Here is a 16,067-nt window from a genome sequence, read left to right as displayed (position 1 = left end):
CGCGTTTCAGTCTCGTCCCGTTGTTGAATCCACGTCAAGTAAAGTGCGGGCATGGCCGCGAACCAGGGGCAGCGCACCCGCCGTCGGCTCAGCACCGAGGAGCGCCGTGAGCAACTGCTCACGGTGGGCGCCCGGCTGTTCTCGGAGAGCCCCTACGACGAGGTGTGGATCGAGCAGGTCGCGGAGATCGCCGGTGTCTCGCGCGGCCTGCTGTACCACTACTTCCCGACGAAACGGGACTTCTTCGCCGCGGTCGTGGAGCGGGAGAGCGGGCGCATGCTGCGGATGACGGCCGCGGTGCCCGGCGTGCCGGTGCGCGAGCAGCTCACCGTCGTCCTCGACGCCTACCTGGAGCACGTGCGGGCGCACGCGCACGGCTACCGCGCCTTCCATCGCGCCGACGCGGCCGGTGACCAGACCGTGCGGCGCGTCTACCGGCGGGCGCTGGCCGCGCAGGAACGGCAGATCCTCGCCGCCCTGGCGGGCGACCCCGAGTTCGGCCCCCTCTTCGGGCAGCGTCCCGACGTCCGCCTCGCCGTAAGGGGCTGGCTGGCGTTCACGACGGCGGTCTGTCTGGAATGGCTGCGCGGCGCGGACCTGGGCCGGGAGCAGGTGCGGGACCTTTGTGCGCGGGCGCTGCTCGGAGTTCTCGCGGGCTGAACGCCATCGGTGCGGGGGCTTGGTTGGCGCACGCCCCGATCTCCGATAAGTTAGGTGAGGCTTACCTAAGAGAGGGGTTCAGGCATGGGTGACAGCCAGACGTGGGCCGCCGTGCCCGGAGCGGCCGAGCGGGCACGGTCCGTGCTCGCCGCCGCCTGGTCCTGCGCGGTGACCGCCGAGGGCGGCCGCGAGGAGCTCGTGGGCGCGCACGGCGTGAGCGACGACGGGCGGGTGCTGCTGCGCCTGCCCGACGACAGCGCGCTGCTCACCGCCGCGATCTGCGCACCGCGCGGTGAGCCCTCCGCCGTGCTGGAGTTCACCGACGTCGCCCCCGTACCCGTCCGGCACCGCATCCGCGCCCGGCTGTGGCTCGCCGGCCGGCTCACCCCCGAGGACGACCGGCTCGCCTTCCATCCCACCCGCGTGGTCCTGCGCCGCCCCTCCGGCGCCGCCGTCGTCGACGTGGACGACTTCACCGCCGCCGCACCCGACCCGCTGACCGGCGCCGAGGAACAGCTGCTCACCCACCTCGCCGACGCCCACCCCGACGCCGTCGAACGCCTCACCCGTCTGGTCGACCCCGGCAGCCTGCACGGCGCCGTCCGGGTCCGTCCGCTCGCCGTCGACCGGCACGGACTGACGCTGCGCATCGAACGGGCCCGCACCCACGGCGACGTACGCCTGCCCTTCCATGCACCCGCCGACGACGTCGGACAGCTCACCGAGCGCATGCACCACCTGCTCGCCCAGGCGAGCGGCTCCGGCTGCCCGCGCGCCCTACAGCGGCAGCGCGCAGACGGCGACCGGTGACGGGAACGGCTGACCGGCCGGGCGCAGGTCACCGGTGCGGCCGTCCACATGGAAGACGCTGACCGTGCCCGACTTCTGGTTCGCCGCGAACAGCAGCCGGCCGTCGGGGGAGAGGGCGATCTGCCGCGGGAAGTCGCCCCCGACGTCGGTCGTGCCCAGCAGCCTCAGCCGGGCGCCGGCCGCCTCCACCGCGTACCGCGCCACGCTGTTGTGTCCCCGGTTGGCGAGAAAGGCGTACCGGCCGTCCTCGGTGACGGCGAACTGCGCCGGGTAGTTGGTGCCGGACTCCGCGCCCGAGGACTGCGGCGCGCCGATACGGAGCCGGCCGCTCTTCGGTTCGTAGTCGCACACCATCACCGTGTTGCCGACCTCGCCGGCCAGGTAGGCGTGGCGGCCGCCGGGATGGAAGGTCAGATGGCGTGGGCCGGTGCCGGGAGGAGCGGAGGCCCGCGCGACCTCGGTGAGCCGTCCGGTGCGCGGATCGAGGCGGTAGCTGTACACGGTGTCCGTGCCCAGGTCGACGGCGAGGACGTGACCGCCGTCGGGGCTCGTGAGGACCTGGTGCGCGTGCGGTCCCTGCTGTCCGGGGCCCGGCGCCGGGCGGGTGTGCGTGACGAGGTCCGCCCGCTCGCCCAGTGCGCCCGAGGCGTCGATCGGATGCACCGCCACGCTCCCCGAGCCGTAGGCGGCGCTCAGCAGCCATCGCCCGCTCGGATGCACCGACAGATGACAGGGCGCAGCGCCCCCGGTGCTCCGGCTGCCCAGCACCGTGCCGTCGGCCCGCCGGATCGCGGTCACCGCGCCGTCCTCCCGCTCGTCCACCGCGTACAGCGTCCGGCCGTCCGGATGCACCGCCAGATACGACGGGTCCGGCACGCCGGTCAGCGCGCCCTGCCCGGTGATCCGGCCCGTGCCGGGGTCGTACACGGCCACGCCGATGCCCGCGCCGCCGCCCGGCGCGGACGTGTAGGTGCCGATATAGAGCGGGCGCGGCCCGGACGCCGACCGGTCGGCCCGCCGGGAGGGCCCGGCCGCCGTCCGCGAGGTGGTGGGACCGCCGGACGGCCGGTCCGCGCCGCACGCGGCGAGCGCCACACAGGCGGCGGTGCCGCCGAGTGCGCCCACGACGCCACGCCGGCTCCAGCCGGCCCCGCGCGCCCCTTGCCCGTCCCTGCCCATGCCCGCACCTCACGGTGTCGTCCGCCTCGCCGGTCGTGACAGCCACCCTCGCAAGACGGGCCCGACGCGTGCAACACCTGTTGCAGGAGGTGCGCCGCGGCCGTCCGGCGCTCTGCTGCGATCCGCCCGGCTCAGGCCCCCGGCGACACCCGTCGCGCCTGCTACCAGTCGCCGTCCGTCACCGGCTTGCCCGGGGCGTCCTTCAGCGGGTGGATCTGGTGCGGGGCCGGGGTCTGCCACGGGTCGTGGTCGTCGCCGAGCCAGTCGCCGACCGGCTTGACCGACTGCAGCGGGTCCGCGGGAGCCAGATCGTCGGCGTCGGCGTCGTAGTAGTCGTACCAGGGCAGGCCCGCCCGGGTGTACGCCGCCCGGTCGACGGGCGAGGGCGGCGGGGCCTCGCCCGTGATGCGGCGCCACTCCGGCGGGGTCACCAGGTGCACGAAGACCCGCCCGGCGGGCTCGGCCGCCCAGTCGGACAGCGGGCGGTCATCGCGGTAGACCTCCTGGCGCATGGAGCCGCCCACGCCCAGCCCCATCGCCGCGGCGGCGCGCGGCGCGGCGCCCGGGGCGGCGGGCGCGGCACCCGGCGCGGGCGCCATGGCGGGCAGGGCGCCGCCCGGCGGGGGCGCGCCGTAGCCCCCGGTCATGGTCCGGGCCATCGTCTGCGCGAGGCGCCGCTGCTCCTCCCGCCACCGCTCGAGCGCCGGCGCACCGAGCGGGAACGACTGCAACTGCACGCCGCCCCACACCTCCTCGCCGGTGACCTGCCCCTCGACGGTCGCGCCGAGGCCGAGCGGCACCGCGACGAACTGCCGCACGGTGCCCCGGCCGGAGTTGATGCCGTCCAGCCAGGGCTGGCGGGGCAGGACGACGTAGTTCTGCGGGTCGCGCGACAGCCGCCCGGTCCACGCCCTGCCGGAGACCGCGCACACCTTGCCCGCCCCGATCTGGAGGGCGGCCGGCTCGCTGCTGCCCGCGAACGACAGCCACATCGCCTCGCGCAGATACACCGGCAGCATCACGCCCCCGCGCGCCCGCCACGCCTCGGGCACGGTGTCCGGGTAGTCGGCGACCCGGCGCACCGGGAACTCGCCGAGCCCCGGCGGCAGCGCGTGGGTGCCCGACTCGGGCAGCCGCAGCGTGCGGATGAACCGCACCGCCACGCCGCCCGGCAACCGAAGGGTGTTCCCGTCGATCCGCACGCCACCGTTCATCCGCACGCTCCCTCAGTGGTGCCTTTTCGGACACCGCGCACGCGGTGCCGTCACGGAGAACGCCGGATCCCCGCCCCGCGGTTCCACCGCAGCCGCTCCGGAATCCGGGCCCGGAGCCGCCGGCCGCCCCGCCGCAGCCGGCGCGGCAGCCCGAGGCGCTCCCGCAGCCACACCACCCACGGCAACCGTTCGCGCTGCTCACGGGTGTGCCGGTCCAGCTCCTCCAGCAGCCGGCGCGAGCGGTGCTCGGTGTCCAGCTCGTCGAGCATGCGGTTGACCTCGGTCAGCACGGCGCCGCTCAGCTGCCAGTTCCGTGGCTCGTGCTGGACCTCCTTGAGCAGCAGCTCGGCCACCTTGTCCCGGGTGGCCGCGGCCTGCCGCAGCTGGGTGGTCAGCCGTTCCTCGGCCGACTCGGCGCTGAGGCTGGTGTGCGTCGTGACCAGCACCGCGAAACTGACCACCGCGTCGGCGATCTCGGAGAGCAGCTCCTCGATCGCCGCCCCCACGTCCTGTGGGAACAGCGGCTCCGGATCCCGCTCCTTGGCCAGGTCGGTCAGCGTGCGCGCGAGCACCCGCAGCACGACCGTGCAGATCTCCAGGGTGTCCAGGCCGGTGCGCAGCACCACCCGGTGCAGCAGTCCCTCGCGCACCCGCGGGTTGAACCGCAGGCTGTCCTCGGCCTGCCGCAGCGCAGCGTCCACCTCGGCGATGGCGTGGTCCAGCCGGCGCGCCTCGTGCAGCCGGGCCGCCGCCAGCTCGTAGGACGGGCGCCCGGCGGCCTGCTCGCCGACGCGCAGCATCATCTGCCGGACCCGCCGCGCCAGGTCGTCGATGGACTCACCCGCCTCGTCCACCCAGACCGGCGGGGCGAGCAGCAGGTTGAACCCCATGCCGACCACCGCGCCGATCAGTGTCTCCAGGACCCGCGCCCACGCGGTCGCGCCGTGCGTGGTCACGCCGAGGATCAGCATGGCGCTGATCGCGACCTCCTGGACGTACTCCTCGACGCGCACCAGGTGGCCGACGGCCAGCGCGGCCACGATCACCAGCGCGAGACTCCACCAGGTCAGGCCCACCAGGAGGCTGAACGCGATCGCGACCAGCACGCCGGCCACCACGGCGTTGACCCGGCGGATGCCGTTGGTGAGCGTCGCGTACAGGGTGACCTGGACGACCAGCAGCGCGGTCAGCGGTGCGGTCAGCGGGGCCGGTTCGGGGCTCAGCCGGACCGCGACGACGTAGGCGACCGTCGCCGCGGCCGCCGACCGCAGTGCCTGTACGACCGCGGGGTCCCGCCGCCACTGCCACAGCCGCGCGAGCCACTGCCTCAGTCGCACGAGGTCCGGCGTCCACTCACGTACATCTCGCATCCCTTGGCCTGTTCCCGTTCCCCTCCGACCTCGAACGCCTCATGGCCGAAACCGAACGCCTACGGCCCACCGTGACAGCCGGGCCGGACCTCCCCGGAGGTGATTGCGGGCCGCACGCGCGAAGGAGGGAAGGGAAGGGCGGCTCGCCTCACCGCGCTGCCGGCGGCGACCCGAGCGGCCCAGGGGGTCGGCGGTATCCGCGGCGACCTGCGCGAACCTGTGGCCGGCCGGTCAGGCGCGGATCTTGTCCAGGAAGGCGAACAGGTTCGCCGTCGTCCGGGCGATCTGCTCCTCCACGGTAAGACTCTCCTCGAACCGGGTGCCGCTCTCCGGCACTTTCTTGCCACGGACGTAGAGGGAGCAGGCGAGGTCGGTGCACATATAGAGCCCCACCGAGTTTCCCTCCCGCCCCGCCGCGCCGGTCTTGCGCGCGGTCATCAGCGACACACCACCGCGCGGATGCGAGGTCAGGCACAGGGCGCACAGGCTGCGCTGCATGAGGGCGCGCCGGGCGGGTGTGAAGCGGAACGCGACGCCGACCAGTTCTCCGTCCCGCTCGGTGACCAGATGGGCGCGGTCGGGCGCGCCCGGATCACGCCAGCCGAGGAAGTCGAGGTCGTCCCAGGGCCGCGCGTCGAGATCCCGGGGCACCGCCAGACGCTTCGCCTCGCCCTTCGAGCAGTTGATAAACGAGTTGCGGATGTCCCGCTCGGTGAGTGATCTCATGACTGCTTCCTGGTATCGGATCCTAGGGGCCCTAGGTTTTCACCTAGGTTAGGCAGGGGCGAGGAGAAGACGCCAATGGATTTCCCCGAGAACACCACCCCGCGGGCGCGGACGGCGCTGCGGTACGTCGCGGCCCGCTCGGCCGGGCCCGCCGTCCCCGCGGACCTCCGCATCACCCTGAACTTCCACCCCGACCGGCTCGTCCACGGCGCACCCATCCTGCGGGCGCTGGCCCGGGACGGCGCCTACCACTCGCAGTTCGTCACCGGCACCAGCAACGGCGGCCTCACCGCGCACCGCGGCGGTGACCGCTTCCGATGGGAGAGCCGCATCTTCGGCGGCGCCTACGACGACGCCGACCCGCACGAGCGGCCCGTGTACGGCGCGCTGGACTTCCGCCGCCAGGTCGTCGGCGCCGCACCCCGCTTCGGCTCCGCGCACTTCCGGCTCACCCGGGCCGCGCTCGCCCGCGCCACCTTCTGCTACCCCGACAGCGCGGCCGAGCCCACCGACTTCGGCGTCGCCGCCGGCACGCACCTGATCGCCCTCGCCGAGGCCGACGACCAGGACCCCCTGAACGACTACATCGAGGCCCAGGTGCACGGCGGTGTCCTCCTCGCCCGGGACGTCGAGGCCCTCGTCCTGGACGCCTGCTACCGCGGCACGCCCGTGGAGACGGCCGCCCGGCTGCTGCCCTGCCCCGTCGAGTGGCACCCCGGCTACCGGCTCACCGTGGACGGGCTGCGCCGCCACGCCGACTACCGGGGCGCCGAGTACGCCGAACTCGGCGCCCGTGTCGCGCGGGACGGCGTGGTCGACCCGCGCGTCCTCGGTGACGCGGCCCGCACGGGGCGCTACGCGTTGCAGGACCTGAAGATGGTCTGGCACACCCTCGCCCGCTTCGGCGCCCCCGAGGGCGCGGGCACCGCCTGTTCCTTCGGCGCCTCCGAGGGCGCGGGCACCGTCTGCTCGGAGGACGGCGGGGCCGGCGTCGGCGGCCACACTCCGGCCACGGGCACCGCCTACTCGGCGGACGGCACCGCCGGCGTCGGCGGCCACACTCCGGCCGCCAGTACGCCTAAGGCGTAGGCGCGGGCCACCAGTTCCGTGCGGTTCGCCGCGCCCCAGCGGGCCGACAGCCGCCGCAGGTGATAGGTCACGCCGTCCGCCGTCAGGCCCGTCTCCCGCGCCGCACGGGCCGTGGTGGCGCCCTCCGCCAGCAGCGCGAGGATACGGGCCTCGACCGGGGTGACCCGCGCGGCCGGCCGGTCCCGTGGCGTGCGGTCGCCGAGCACCCGCAGCATCACCAGCAGCGCGGGCGTGTCGTCGGCCGTGTCGCTCACGGGGTCGGCCGTCAGCTCCCCTAGCCGCTCGGCCCCGCCCGGCGCCGGCCAGCGCACGGAGACCTGGTAGCGGGAGCGGTGACGCAGCCGCAGCGCCTGCGCGATCCGCTCGACCTGCGCCTCCTCCAGCGGACGGAACAGCTCCAGCACCTGCCGGCCGCGCAGCCGCCCCGGCGTCGTGCCGCACTCCGCGGCCATCGCCGGATTGGCCAGCAGCAGCGCGCCGTACACATCGCACACCGCGACCGGCACCGCCACCCGGTCGAAGAGCGTCAGCGCGCGGTTGCGCCACACCACGGCCTCCTGCCGACCCCAGTCCACCAGCACCTCCAGCCACTCGGCGCAAGGGCGACCCGCATCCGCCCACTACACAATCATGTAGTCGCCGCGCACGGGCGGACGGGGCCCGTCGACCAGGCTGGAGCGCAGCACGTCCTTACCGCGAAAGGCAGTTGTCGCGCCATGCCCCCCACCGCAGCGCATTCCAGGACCGCCGCCCTCCCCGGCGTCCCCGTCGTCGACATCACCGCCACCGGCCCCGGCCTCACCCCGATCCAGCAGGTCATGGACCTGATGCGGGAACACGGACCGGTGCTGGTGCGCCGGCTGCACGGACGGGACACCCTGTTCGTCGCCGACGTCGACCTCGTCACCGACCTCGCCGACGAGCAGCGGTTCGCCAAGCACGTGAGCCCCGCGCTGGAGAACGTCCGTGAGTTCGCCGCCGATGGCCTGTTCACCGCGTACAACGACGAACCCAACTGGGCCAAGGCGCACGACATCCTCATGCCGGCCTTCGCGCTCGGGTCGATGCGCACCTACCACCCGGTCATGCTGAAGGTGGCGCGCCGGCTGGTCGCCGCCTGGGACCGCGCCGCCGCCGAGGGACGGCCGGTCGACGTCGCCGACGACATGACGCGGATGACCCTGGACACGATCGGACTGGCCGGTTTCGGCTACGACTTCGGCTCCTTCGAGGGCGACCGGCCGCACCCCTTCGTCGAGTCGATGGTCCGCTGCCTGCACTGGAGCATGACCCGCCTGGCCCGCACCCCGGGCGAGGACCATTCCGCCGCCGACGCCGCCTTCCGGGACGACGCCGCCTACCTCGCCCAGGTCGTCGACGACGTCATCGCCTCCCGCACCGGCACGCAGGGCGGTGCGGGCGCCCAGGACGCCACCGACCTGCTCGGGCTGATGCTCACCGCCCAGCACCCCGCCGACGGCACCACGCTGGACGCCGCCAACATCCGCAACCAGGTCATCACCTTCCTGATCGCCGGCCACGAGACGACCTCCGGCGCGATGTCGTTCGCGCTGCACCACCTGGCCAAGGACCCCACCGCCCTCAACCTCGTACGACGGGAGGTCGACGCCCTGTGGGGCGACACCGCCGACCCGGAGCCCACGTACGAGGACGTGGGGCGGCTGCCCTGCACCCGGCAGGTGCTCAGCGAGGCGCTCAGGCTGTGGCCGACCGCCGCCGCCTTCAGCCGGCACGCCCTTAAGGACACCCTGCTCGGCGGGCGCGTCCCGCTGCGCGCCGGACAGGCCGTCACCGTGCTCACGCCTATGCTGCACCGGCAGCCCGTATGGGGCGACAACCCCGACCTCTTCGACCCCTCCCGCTTCGCGCCCGAAGCCGAGGCGGCCCGCCCCGTGCACGCCTACAAGCCCTTCGGCACCGGCGAACGCGCCTGCATCGGGCGGCAGTTCGCCCTGCACGAGGCGACCATGCTGCTCGCCATGCTGGTCCACCGCTACCGGCTGCACGACCACGCCGGCTACCGGCTCGACGTCAAGGAGACCCTCACCCTCAAGCCCGAGGGTTTCACGCTCACCCTGACCCCGCGCACCGCCGCCGACCGCGTCCACCCGCCGCTGCCGGGCGCCGTCACCGCCCAGGCGGCGCAGACGGTCGCCCCCGACACCCTCCCCGCCCGGGTCCGCCCAGGCACCGGCGCCCTGCTGCTGCACGGCAGCAACTACGGCACCTGCCGCGCCTTCGCCGCCCAACTCGCCGACGAGGCCGCGGAGCTGGGCTGCGCGACGGAGGTCGCGGCGCTGGACGCGTACCCGAACGGACTGCCCACGGACCGGCCCGTGATCATCACCGCCGCCTCCTACAACGGGCGCCCCACCGACGACGCCACGGCCTTCACCGCCTGGCTGGACGGCGAACCCGACCTGACCGGCGTCACCTACGCCGTCCTCGGCGTCGGCGACCGCACCTGGGCCGCCACCTACCAGCACGTGCCCACCCGCATCGACGAACGCCTCGCCGCCCTCGGCGCCGCCCGGCTCACCGACCGCGCCGCCGCCGACGCCTCCGGCGACCTCACCGGCACCGTCCGTGACTTCACCGTACGGCTGCGCGCCGCCCTGCTGGAGCGGTACGGCGACCCCGACGCGGCCCCCGCGCAGGGCGACGAACCGGCCACGGCGTACGAGGTGCGGACCCTCGGCGGCGGCCCCCTCGACGCGCTCGCCGAGCGGCACGCACTGGTGCCGATGACCGTGACCGAGGCGTACGACCTGACCGCACCCGGGCACCCGCGCCGCAAGCGGTTCGTCCGCCTCGCGCTGCCCGACGGTGTCACCTACCGCACCGCCGACCACCTCACGGTGCTGCCCGCCCACCCGCCCCGTCTCGTCGAGCGCGCCGCCGCGGCCCTCGGCGTCGACCTCGGGACGGTCCTGGACATCCGCCCGGCCCGCCGCCGGCGCGACGGGCTCGCCGTCGACCGGCCGGTGACGGTGCGCGAACTGCTCACCCACCACGTCGAGTTGCAGGAGCGGCCCCGCCCCGACCGGATCGCCGCCCTGGCCGCGGCCAACCCCTGCCCGCCCGAGCGTGCCGCGCTCGCTGCCCTCCCCGCCGACGACCCCCGCACCCTGATCGAGCTGTTCGAGGACCACCCGGCCCTGCGCGGGGCCCTCGACTGGCCGGCGCTGCTCGACCTGCTCACCCCGCTGCGTCCGCGCCACTACTCGATCTCCTCGTCCCCCGCCGCCGACCCGCGCCACGCCGACCTGATGGTCTCCGTGCTCCAGGCCCCGGCCCGCTCGGGCAAAGGCGACTACACCGGCACCGGCTCCGGGCATCTCGCCGCCGTACGACCCGGGGACACGGTGTACGCGCGCGTGCAGCGGTGCCGGGAGGCCTTCCGGGTGGACCACGCCGACCCGGTCGTCCTGGTCGCCGCCGGCACCGGCCTCGCCCCCTTCCGCGGCGTGATCGCCGACCGCGCGGCGGCCCTGGCCGCGGGCGCCGAACTGCCGCCCGCACTCCTCTACTTCGGTTGCGACGCGCCCGACGCCGACTTCCTGCACGCAGAGGAGCTGCGCGCCGCCGAGGCCGCCGGCGCGGTGTCCTTGCGCCCCGCCTTCAGCGCGGCCCCGGTCGACGGACAGCTGTTCGTCCAGCACCGCATCGCTGCCGAGGCCGAGGAGGTCGGCCGGCTGCTGGCCGCCGGTGCCCGCGTCCACGTCTGCGGCGACGGGGCGCGCATGGCTCCGGGCGTGCGCGAGGCGTTCCGTACCCTGTACCGGGGCCGCACTCCGGGCGCCGACGAGGCCGCGGCGCAGCGGTGGCTCGACGGCCTGGTCTCCGCCGGGCGGTACGTCGAGGACGTGTACGCGGCCGGGTGACATGGCGCTCCGTCCTGGCGACCGGCTTACCTTTCTTCATGAACTAAGGGGTGGGGAAAGTGTCATCCCGCCCCGAACGGCGATAGGGTGCAGGTCGGCAGGGGCGGAAGGAGCCACATGGCGGGGCGGAACGGGCGCACAGTGCGCGATCTGAGGCGGGCCAACCGTACGGCCGTACTCCAGCGCCTGTACTTCGACGGGCCGCTCAGCCGCTTCGAGCTCGGCCCGGCCACCGGGCTGAGCTCCGGCTCGATCAGCAACGTCGTCGCCGATCTGATCGCCGACGGCCTGCTGGAGGAGGCCGGCAGCGTCGACTCCGACGGCGGGCGCCCGCGCACCCTGCTGCGCGTCGCCCCCGGCAGCGGTCACATGATCGGCGTCGACGTCGGCGAGACCCGGGTGCGGGTGGAGCTGTTCGACCTCACCCTCACCGAACTGGCCCGCGCCGAACGACCACTGGAGCGGCGGGGATACGCGGTCGAGGCGATCGTCGGCCACATCCGCGACGGCATCGCCGAGGTGCTCACCGCCTCCGGCACCGGCGCGCACGCGCTGCTCGGCGTCGGCATCGGCGTACCCGGCATCGTGGAGCACACCCCCGAGCGGGGGGCCGTCGTGCACGGCCAGACCATCGGCTGGGACGCCGCCCCGCTGGAGGCGTTGCTGCGCGCGGGCTCCCCGCTGCCGGACACCGTGCCGTACTTCATCGACAACGGTGCGAAGACGCTCGGCCAGGCCGAGATGTGGTTCGGCGGCGGGCGCGGCGCCCGCAACGCCGTCGTCGTGCTCTTCGGCTCGGGTGTCGGCGCCTGCCTGGTCACCCCGGACGTGGAACACGGGCGCGCCGTGGAGTGGGGACACCTGACCGTACGGGTGCGGGGACGGCGCTGCCGGTGCGGTGCCCTCGGCTGCCTCGAGGCGTACGCCGGGGCCGAGTCGCTGCTCGCCCGCTGGGCGGAGGAGGGCGGCAGGCCCCCGCTGGGCGGCGACGAGGAGGCGGACCTGACCGCCATGCTCGCCGCGGCCTATCCGCCCGAGGGCACCGCGCCCGACCCCGTCGCGCTGGCCGTGCTGGAGGAGACCGCCGAGTACCTCGGCGCAGGCCTGTCCGACCTGATCAACCTCTTCCAGCCGGAGCGGATCCTCATCGGCGGCTGGGCCGGCCTCCAGCTCGGGGCCCGTTTCCTGCCCGCGGTGCGCCGCCACGCCACCGCGTACTCACTGCGGCACCCGGCCGAGAAGGTCGCGATCGAACTGGGCCGGCTCGGCCCCGACGCGGTGACGGTCGGCGCGGCGATCCTCCCGCTGGCCGACTTCTTCGGCCGCGGCGGCCGCCGCCCCGAGCCGGCCGCGCAGAGCCCGGAGCCGGCCTGGCGCACGGCGCTGGAGGACCGGGTGCCGCGCTGACCCGGCGCGTCCGGCAGGGCTGCGGCTTCCTTGATCGTCAAGCGGGTTTCGCGGGCCCCCGGCACGGTACTCGCGGGGGCCGGACGAGCGGAAAGGAGCATGTCGTGGCCGAACATCGTGCCGAGGCGCCCGGAGAGAACGGCGACCCGGTCCCGCGTGACCTGCCCGACCAGCAGGCCGACGCCGGGGAGGACCCCTGGGAGGTTCCCACCCCTGCCGCCAGGCCCTCCGGCCGAGGCGCCGAGGACGACGGCGGAGCCGACGACGTGCCCGACACCGACGAGGCGGGCACGGGCCGCGAGGGCGCATCGCAGCCTCGGGGCGTCCACCAGGACGAGCCGCTCCCGGACGAGCCGTCGGGCTGACAGCGCTCCCGGACGAGCCGCCGGGCCGAGGGCGGGCCGAACCCGGCCAAGGGGGGCCGGGCCCGGGCCCGTGGCGTGTCCCCACAGGTGACGCTGCCTGCGCCCGGCCCCCCGCCCCGCCTTCCGGCCTCAGCCCACCTTCCGGCCCGCCATCGGGGCCGTCTTGGCGCCCGCGCCCTGCTGCAGGCCCTCCAGGAACTCCTGGATCACATCCGTCGCCGAGCGTTCCGGCAGCCAGCCCAGTTCGACGCGGGCGCGGGTGCAGTCCATGAGGGGCAGCCGGAGCACCGCGTCGAAGAGGTGCGGGGAGGCCGGCAGCAGATGCAGGCCCCACGCGGCGGCGATCGCCGAGCGTGCCGCCGTGCGCGGCAGCCGCACCGGACGCGCGCCCAGCAGTTCGCCCAGCACCCGCGCGTCGAGCGGGGGCTCGGCGGCCAGGTTGAAGGCGCCGCGTGCGTCCGAGGCGACCGCGAGCTGGTAGGCGCGGGCCGCGTCGTCGGTGTGCAGGGCCTGGACCCTCAGCCCCGGGATGTCCGGCAGGAAGGGCAGCAGCTCGGGGCGGGCCAGCGGTCCGGGCAGGAAGCGGCCGCCGAAGATCCGGCGCTGCTCGCTCGCCGACTCCCGCTTGAACAGGAACGCTGGGCGCATCCGCACCACCCGCGTCTCGGGATGCTCCCGCTCGAAGATGTCCAGCGCCCGCTCCAGATACGCCTTCTCCCGGCAGTACGCGGCGTCGGGCCAGCCGTGCGTGGGCCAGGACTCGTCGACCGCGTGGTCCTTCGGTCCTGGCGAATAGGCGCCGACGGAGGAGGCGTGCACCAGCGCGGGCACCCCGGCGGCCGCCACCGCGTCGAACACCCGGATGCTGCCGAGCACGTTCGTCCGCCAGGTGGTCGCCGGATCGTGCGTCGGCTGGAACGCCCACGCCAGATGGATCACCGCGTCCGCGTCCGCGAAGCGCTCCGCGAGCCCTGCCCGCTCCGAAGCCAGGTCGACGGCCGACCACTCGGTCTTCGGCGGGGACCAGTCCGGCACCCGGCGGGCCAGGCCCAGTACCGATCCGACCTGGGGATCCTCCGACAACAGCCGCACCACGCTGGTGCCGACATTGCCGGTGGCGCCCGTGACGACGATCCTGCTGCCCGAGGTGCTGCTCACCTTCGGCTCCCTTCTGCGCGGCGGCTGGACGGCCCGGGTACCCGCCGCCCGGCCGCACACGCAACCGGGCGACGGCCATGACCTCCCGGGTAATCGACCCACGCCCCGGGCTGCCGCGACGATGAGGGACGTACCCGCCCACCGGATCGCAGGAGGACGTCCCATGCCGTACTTCGCCAGCCCCGTCGACGGCACCCGGCTGCACTTCGTCGACCACGGACCGGCCGACGGACCCGTGCTCGTCTTCGTCAACAGCGCCTACTTCGGTACGCAGATGTGGGAGGCGCAGACGATCCCGCTCGCGGAGGAGGGGTTCCGGTGCGTCGGTCTGGACCGGCGCGGGCACGGCCGCTCGGACGACGTGTGGGGCGGCTTCGACCTGGACAGCCTCGCCGACGATGTACAGGGCCTGCTCGACCACCTCGACCTGCGCGGCGTCACCCTCGTCGCCCACTCCGTCGGGACCGTGGAGGCCGTGCGCTGCCTGACCCGGCACGGCACGGCGCGGGTGGACCGGCTCGCCCTGGTGTCCGGTGTGGCCCCCGGCCTCGTGCGGTGCGCCGACCTCCCCGAGGGCCTGGAACCCGAGGCGATGCGGGCGTTCAACGACACCGTGCGACGGGACCGCTCGGCGTTCTTCGCGGACGGCGCGGACTCCTTCTTCGCCCGCGACCTGCCGGGCAACGAGCTGTCCGACGCGTACGTGCAGTCCATGGTCCGCGCCTGCCACGTCTCCACACCCCGCGCCGGGACCGCGCTGCGCGAGCTGATCGCCGGGCTGAACGTGGCGCCGGAGATCACCAAGCTGGACCTGCCGGTCCTGGTGATCCACGGCACGCACGACACCTCGGCGCCCCTGGAGCTCACCGGCCGCCGGACGGCCGAGCTGGCGCCCGACGCCACGCTGAAGGTGTACGACAACGGCGGGCACGGCCTGTTCGCCACCCATGCAGGGCAACTCACCTCGGACCTGCGGGACTTCGCTTCAGCCCGCTGAGCCGGGCCGGCCCGCGAAGGCGTTCACGCCCGTCAGTCCGGCCGAGAACTCCCACAGGCGGGCCGCCTGCTCCGGGTCGGTGGCCCAGGCCTTGACGCCGGTGGTGCCGCCCTCGACGGCCGGCTCGGCGATGTCGCAGTCCTCCAGGTAGACGCCGCCCATGCCGTCGAGCTGCGGTGAGGTGGCCGCCCACACCTGGGTGGCCGCGCCCTGCTCGGGGGTCTTGAAGCCCTCCGGGTTGAGCACGGTGCCGTTCTCGTCCATCCAGCCGCGCTCGATCATCTCCTCCTTGGGGAGGTGCCGCTGTAGCGGGGTGAGGATGCCGCCGGGGTGCAGGGAGAAGGCCCGCACGCCCCGGTCCCGGCCGAGCCGGTCGAGGTGGACGGCGAACAGCACGTTGGCCGTCTTGGCCTGGCCGTAGGCCTGCCACTTGTCGTAACCCTGCTGCCAGTGCGGGTCGTCCCAGCGGACACCGGAGAAGTGATGGGCCCGCGAGGAGACCGACACGACGCGGGCGCCGCCCGGCTCGATCGCCGGCCACAGCCGGTTGACCAGCGCGAAGTGCCCGAGGTGGTTGGTGGCGAACTGCGCCTCCCAGCCCGGCCCGACCCGGGTCTCGGGGCAGGCCATGATGCCCGCGTTGTCGATGACGTAGTCGATGCGGCGGCCCGAGGCGAGGAAACGCTCGGCGAAGGCGCGCACGCTGTCCAGATCGCCGAGGTCCAGGTCGTCGACCTCGACGCCGTCGATGCCGGCCAGGTTCTCCTGCGCCGCGGCGGGGCGCCGGGCGGGCACCACGACCCGGGCGCCGGCCTTGGCGAGGGCGCGGGTGGTCTCCAGCCCGAGGCCCGAGTAGCCCCCGGTGACGAGGGCGAGCCTGCCGGTCAGGTCGAGGCCGGCCAGGACGTCGTCGGCGGTGGACCGGGCGCCGAAACCGGACCCGATCTTGTGCTGTGCGGTGATGACGCTGTCGCTCATGCCCGGCACGCTATGAATTGGAGCGCACTCGAAGTCAAGCGCCACTCCCGAGGCCGGGGGTTGGGCGGGAAAATGCCCGGCGGGATTTCGGCGGCCGGGGGGCCGGGAAAATGCCCGGCGCGACTCCCGAGGCCGGGGGCCAGAAGAATGCCTGGCGCGCACTCCGAGACCGGGGGCCGGGGTGGCTACACGCCCGGCGCCGCTCCTGG

General features: G+C 74.6%; 14 protein-coding genes. 7 read left to right on the top strand and 7 right to left on the bottom strand.

Going from position 1 to position 16,067, the window contains the following annotated elements:
* Window positions 1-51: 51 nt before the first annotated feature.
* The gene (locus tag ACZ67Q_RS13620; RefSeq protein WP_471180669.1) at window positions 52-660 is read left to right on the top strand and encodes a TetR/AcrR family transcriptional regulator; all 609 of its coding nucleotides are present in this window, start codon (window positions 52-54) and stop codon (window positions 658-660) included.
* A gap of 84 nt (window positions 661-744) precedes the next feature.
* Entirely contained in the window at window positions 745-1,470 is a 726-nt protein-coding gene (locus tag ACZ67Q_RS13615) for a DUF2470 domain-containing protein (RefSeq protein WP_471180667.1), read from the top strand.
* On the opposite strand, the gene ACZ67Q_RS13610 is transcribed toward ACZ67Q_RS13615, so the two are convergent.
* The 4 genes from ACZ67Q_RS13610 to ACZ67Q_RS13595 form a co-directional block, all read right to left on the bottom strand.
* Complete coding sequence (locus ACZ67Q_RS13610) at window positions 1,438-2,649, bottom strand: lactonase family protein (RefSeq protein WP_471180664.1); 1,212 nt, start codon at window positions 2,647-2,649, stop codon at window positions 1,438-1,440. The two genes, ACZ67Q_RS13615 and ACZ67Q_RS13610, sit on opposite strands and share 33 nt — an antisense overlap.
* 161 nt (window positions 2,650-2,810) lie before the next feature.
* A complete protein-coding gene (locus ACZ67Q_RS13605) occupies window positions 2,811-3,863 on the bottom strand; it encodes a hypothetical protein (RefSeq protein ID WP_471180661.1) in 1,053 nt (350 codons plus the stop codon).
* Between the two features lie 50 nt (window positions 3,864-3,913).
* Window positions 3,914-5,233, bottom strand: coding sequence for an FUSC family protein (locus ACZ67Q_RS13600; protein ID WP_471180658.1), 1,320 nt, complete (start codon window positions 5,231-5,233; stop codon window positions 3,914-3,916).
* 231 nt (window positions 5,234-5,464) lie between these two features.
* Window positions 5,465-5,959 (bottom strand): FBP domain-containing protein, encoded by a 495-nt coding sequence (locus ACZ67Q_RS13595; RefSeq protein WP_471180656.1) that lies wholly within the window; start codon window positions 5,957-5,959, stop codon window positions 5,465-5,467.
* A 75-nt stretch (window positions 5,960-6,034) separates the two neighbouring features.
* Between ACZ67Q_RS13595 and ACZ67Q_RS13590 the strand changes: the two genes are divergently transcribed.
* On the top strand, window positions 6,035-7,048 hold the full coding sequence (locus ACZ67Q_RS13590; RefSeq protein ID WP_471180654.1) for a DUF3626 domain-containing protein: 1,014 nt from the start codon (window positions 6,035-6,037) through the stop codon (window positions 7,046-7,048).
* On the opposite strand, the gene ACZ67Q_RS13585 is transcribed toward ACZ67Q_RS13590, so the two are convergent.
* On the bottom strand, window positions 6,982-7,623 hold the full coding sequence (locus ACZ67Q_RS13585) for a PAS domain S-box protein (RefSeq protein WP_471180652.1): 642 nt from the start codon (window positions 7,621-7,623) through the stop codon (window positions 6,982-6,984). The two genes, ACZ67Q_RS13590 and ACZ67Q_RS13585, sit on opposite strands and share 67 nt — an antisense overlap.
* Window positions 7,624-7,764: 141 nt before the next feature.
* Here ACZ67Q_RS13585 and ACZ67Q_RS13580 point away from each other — a divergent pair, with 141 nt between their 5' ends.
* The 3 genes from ACZ67Q_RS13580 to ACZ67Q_RS13570 all read left to right on the top strand — a co-directional run bounded on the left by ACZ67Q_RS13580 (window position 7,765) and on the right by ACZ67Q_RS13570 (window position 12,725).
* A complete protein-coding gene (locus ACZ67Q_RS13580; protein WP_471180649.1) occupies window positions 7,765-10,953 on the top strand; it encodes a cytochrome P450 in 3,189 nt (1,062 codons plus the stop codon).
* A 117-nt stretch (window positions 10,954-11,070) separates the two neighbouring features.
* Window positions 11,071-12,360: an ROK family protein gene (locus ACZ67Q_RS13575; protein WP_471180647.1), complete on the top strand. Its 1,290-nt coding sequence runs from the start codon at window positions 11,071-11,073 to the stop codon at window positions 12,358-12,360.
* 104 nt (window positions 12,361-12,464) lie between these two features.
* The gene (locus ACZ67Q_RS13570) at window positions 12,465-12,725 is read left to right on the top strand and encodes a hypothetical protein (RefSeq protein WP_471180645.1); all 261 of its coding nucleotides are present in this window, start codon (window positions 12,465-12,467) and stop codon (window positions 12,723-12,725) included.
* Between the two features lie 129 nt (window positions 12,726-12,854).
* On the opposite strand, the gene ACZ67Q_RS13565 is transcribed toward ACZ67Q_RS13570, so the two are convergent.
* Window positions 12,855-13,883 (bottom strand): SDR family oxidoreductase, encoded by a 1,029-nt coding sequence (locus ACZ67Q_RS13565; RefSeq protein ID WP_471180642.1) that lies wholly within the window; start codon window positions 13,881-13,883, stop codon window positions 12,855-12,857.
* 163 nt (window positions 13,884-14,046) lie between these two features.
* Here ACZ67Q_RS13565 and ACZ67Q_RS13560 point away from each other — a divergent pair, with 163 nt between their 5' ends.
* Window positions 14,047-14,880, top strand: a complete 834-nt coding sequence (locus ACZ67Q_RS13560) for an alpha/beta fold hydrolase (RefSeq protein WP_471180640.1) — start codon at window positions 14,047-14,049, stop codon at window positions 14,878-14,880.
* Here the strand turns inward: ACZ67Q_RS13560 and ACZ67Q_RS13555 are convergent.
* On the bottom strand, window positions 14,869-15,858 hold the full coding sequence (locus tag ACZ67Q_RS13555; RefSeq protein ID WP_471180637.1) for an SDR family NAD(P)-dependent oxidoreductase: 990 nt from the start codon (window positions 15,856-15,858) through the stop codon (window positions 14,869-14,871). The genes ACZ67Q_RS13560 and ACZ67Q_RS13555 overlap by 12 nt on opposite strands.
* Between the last annotated feature and the right edge of the window lie 209 nt (window positions 15,859-16,067).

The sequence above is a fragment of the Streptomyces sp. NPDC036813 genome (genome assembly GCF_055609245.1).
This window is presented reverse-complemented; position numbering and strand designations above follow the sequence as displayed.

Bases quoted from the DNA above. Each gene is read 5' to 3' on its own strand.
- ACZ67Q_RS13620 (WP_471180669.1), top strand. From the start codon at position 52: ATGGCCGCGAACCAGGGGCAGCGCACCCGCCGTCGGCTCAGCACCGAG.
- ACZ67Q_RS13615 (WP_471180667.1), top strand. From the start codon at position 745: ATGGGTGACAGCCAGACGTGGGCCGCCGTGCCCGGAGCGGCCGAGCGG.
- ACZ67Q_RS13610 (WP_471180664.1), bottom strand. From the start codon at position 2,649: ATGGGCAGGGACGGGCAAGGGGCGCGCGGGGCCGGCTGGAGCCGGCGT.
- ACZ67Q_RS13605 (WP_471180661.1), bottom strand. From the start codon at position 3,863: ATGAACGGTGGCGTGCGGATCGACGGGAACACCCTTCGGTTGCCGGGC.
- ACZ67Q_RS13600 (WP_471180658.1), bottom strand. From the start codon at position 5,233: ATGCGAGATGTACGTGAGTGGACGCCGGACCTCGTGCGACTGAGGCAG.
- ACZ67Q_RS13595 (WP_471180656.1), bottom strand. From the start codon at position 5,959: ATGAGATCACTCACCGAGCGGGACATCCGCAACTCGTTTATCAACTGC.
- ACZ67Q_RS13590 (WP_471180654.1), top strand. From the start codon at position 6,035: ATGGATTTCCCCGAGAACACCACCCCGCGGGCGCGGACGGCGCTGCGG.
- ACZ67Q_RS13580 (WP_471180649.1), top strand. From the start codon at position 7,765: ATGCCCCCCACCGCAGCGCATTCCAGGACCGCCGCCCTCCCCGGCGTC.
- ACZ67Q_RS13575 (WP_471180647.1), top strand. From the start codon at position 11,071: ATGGCGGGGCGGAACGGGCGCACAGTGCGCGATCTGAGGCGGGCCAAC.
- ACZ67Q_RS13560 (WP_471180640.1), top strand. From the start codon at position 14,047: ATGCCGTACTTCGCCAGCCCCGTCGACGGCACCCGGCTGCACTTCGTC.
- ACZ67Q_RS13555 (WP_471180637.1), bottom strand. From the start codon at position 15,858: ATGAGCGACAGCGTCATCACCGCACAGCACAAGATCGGGTCCGGTTTC.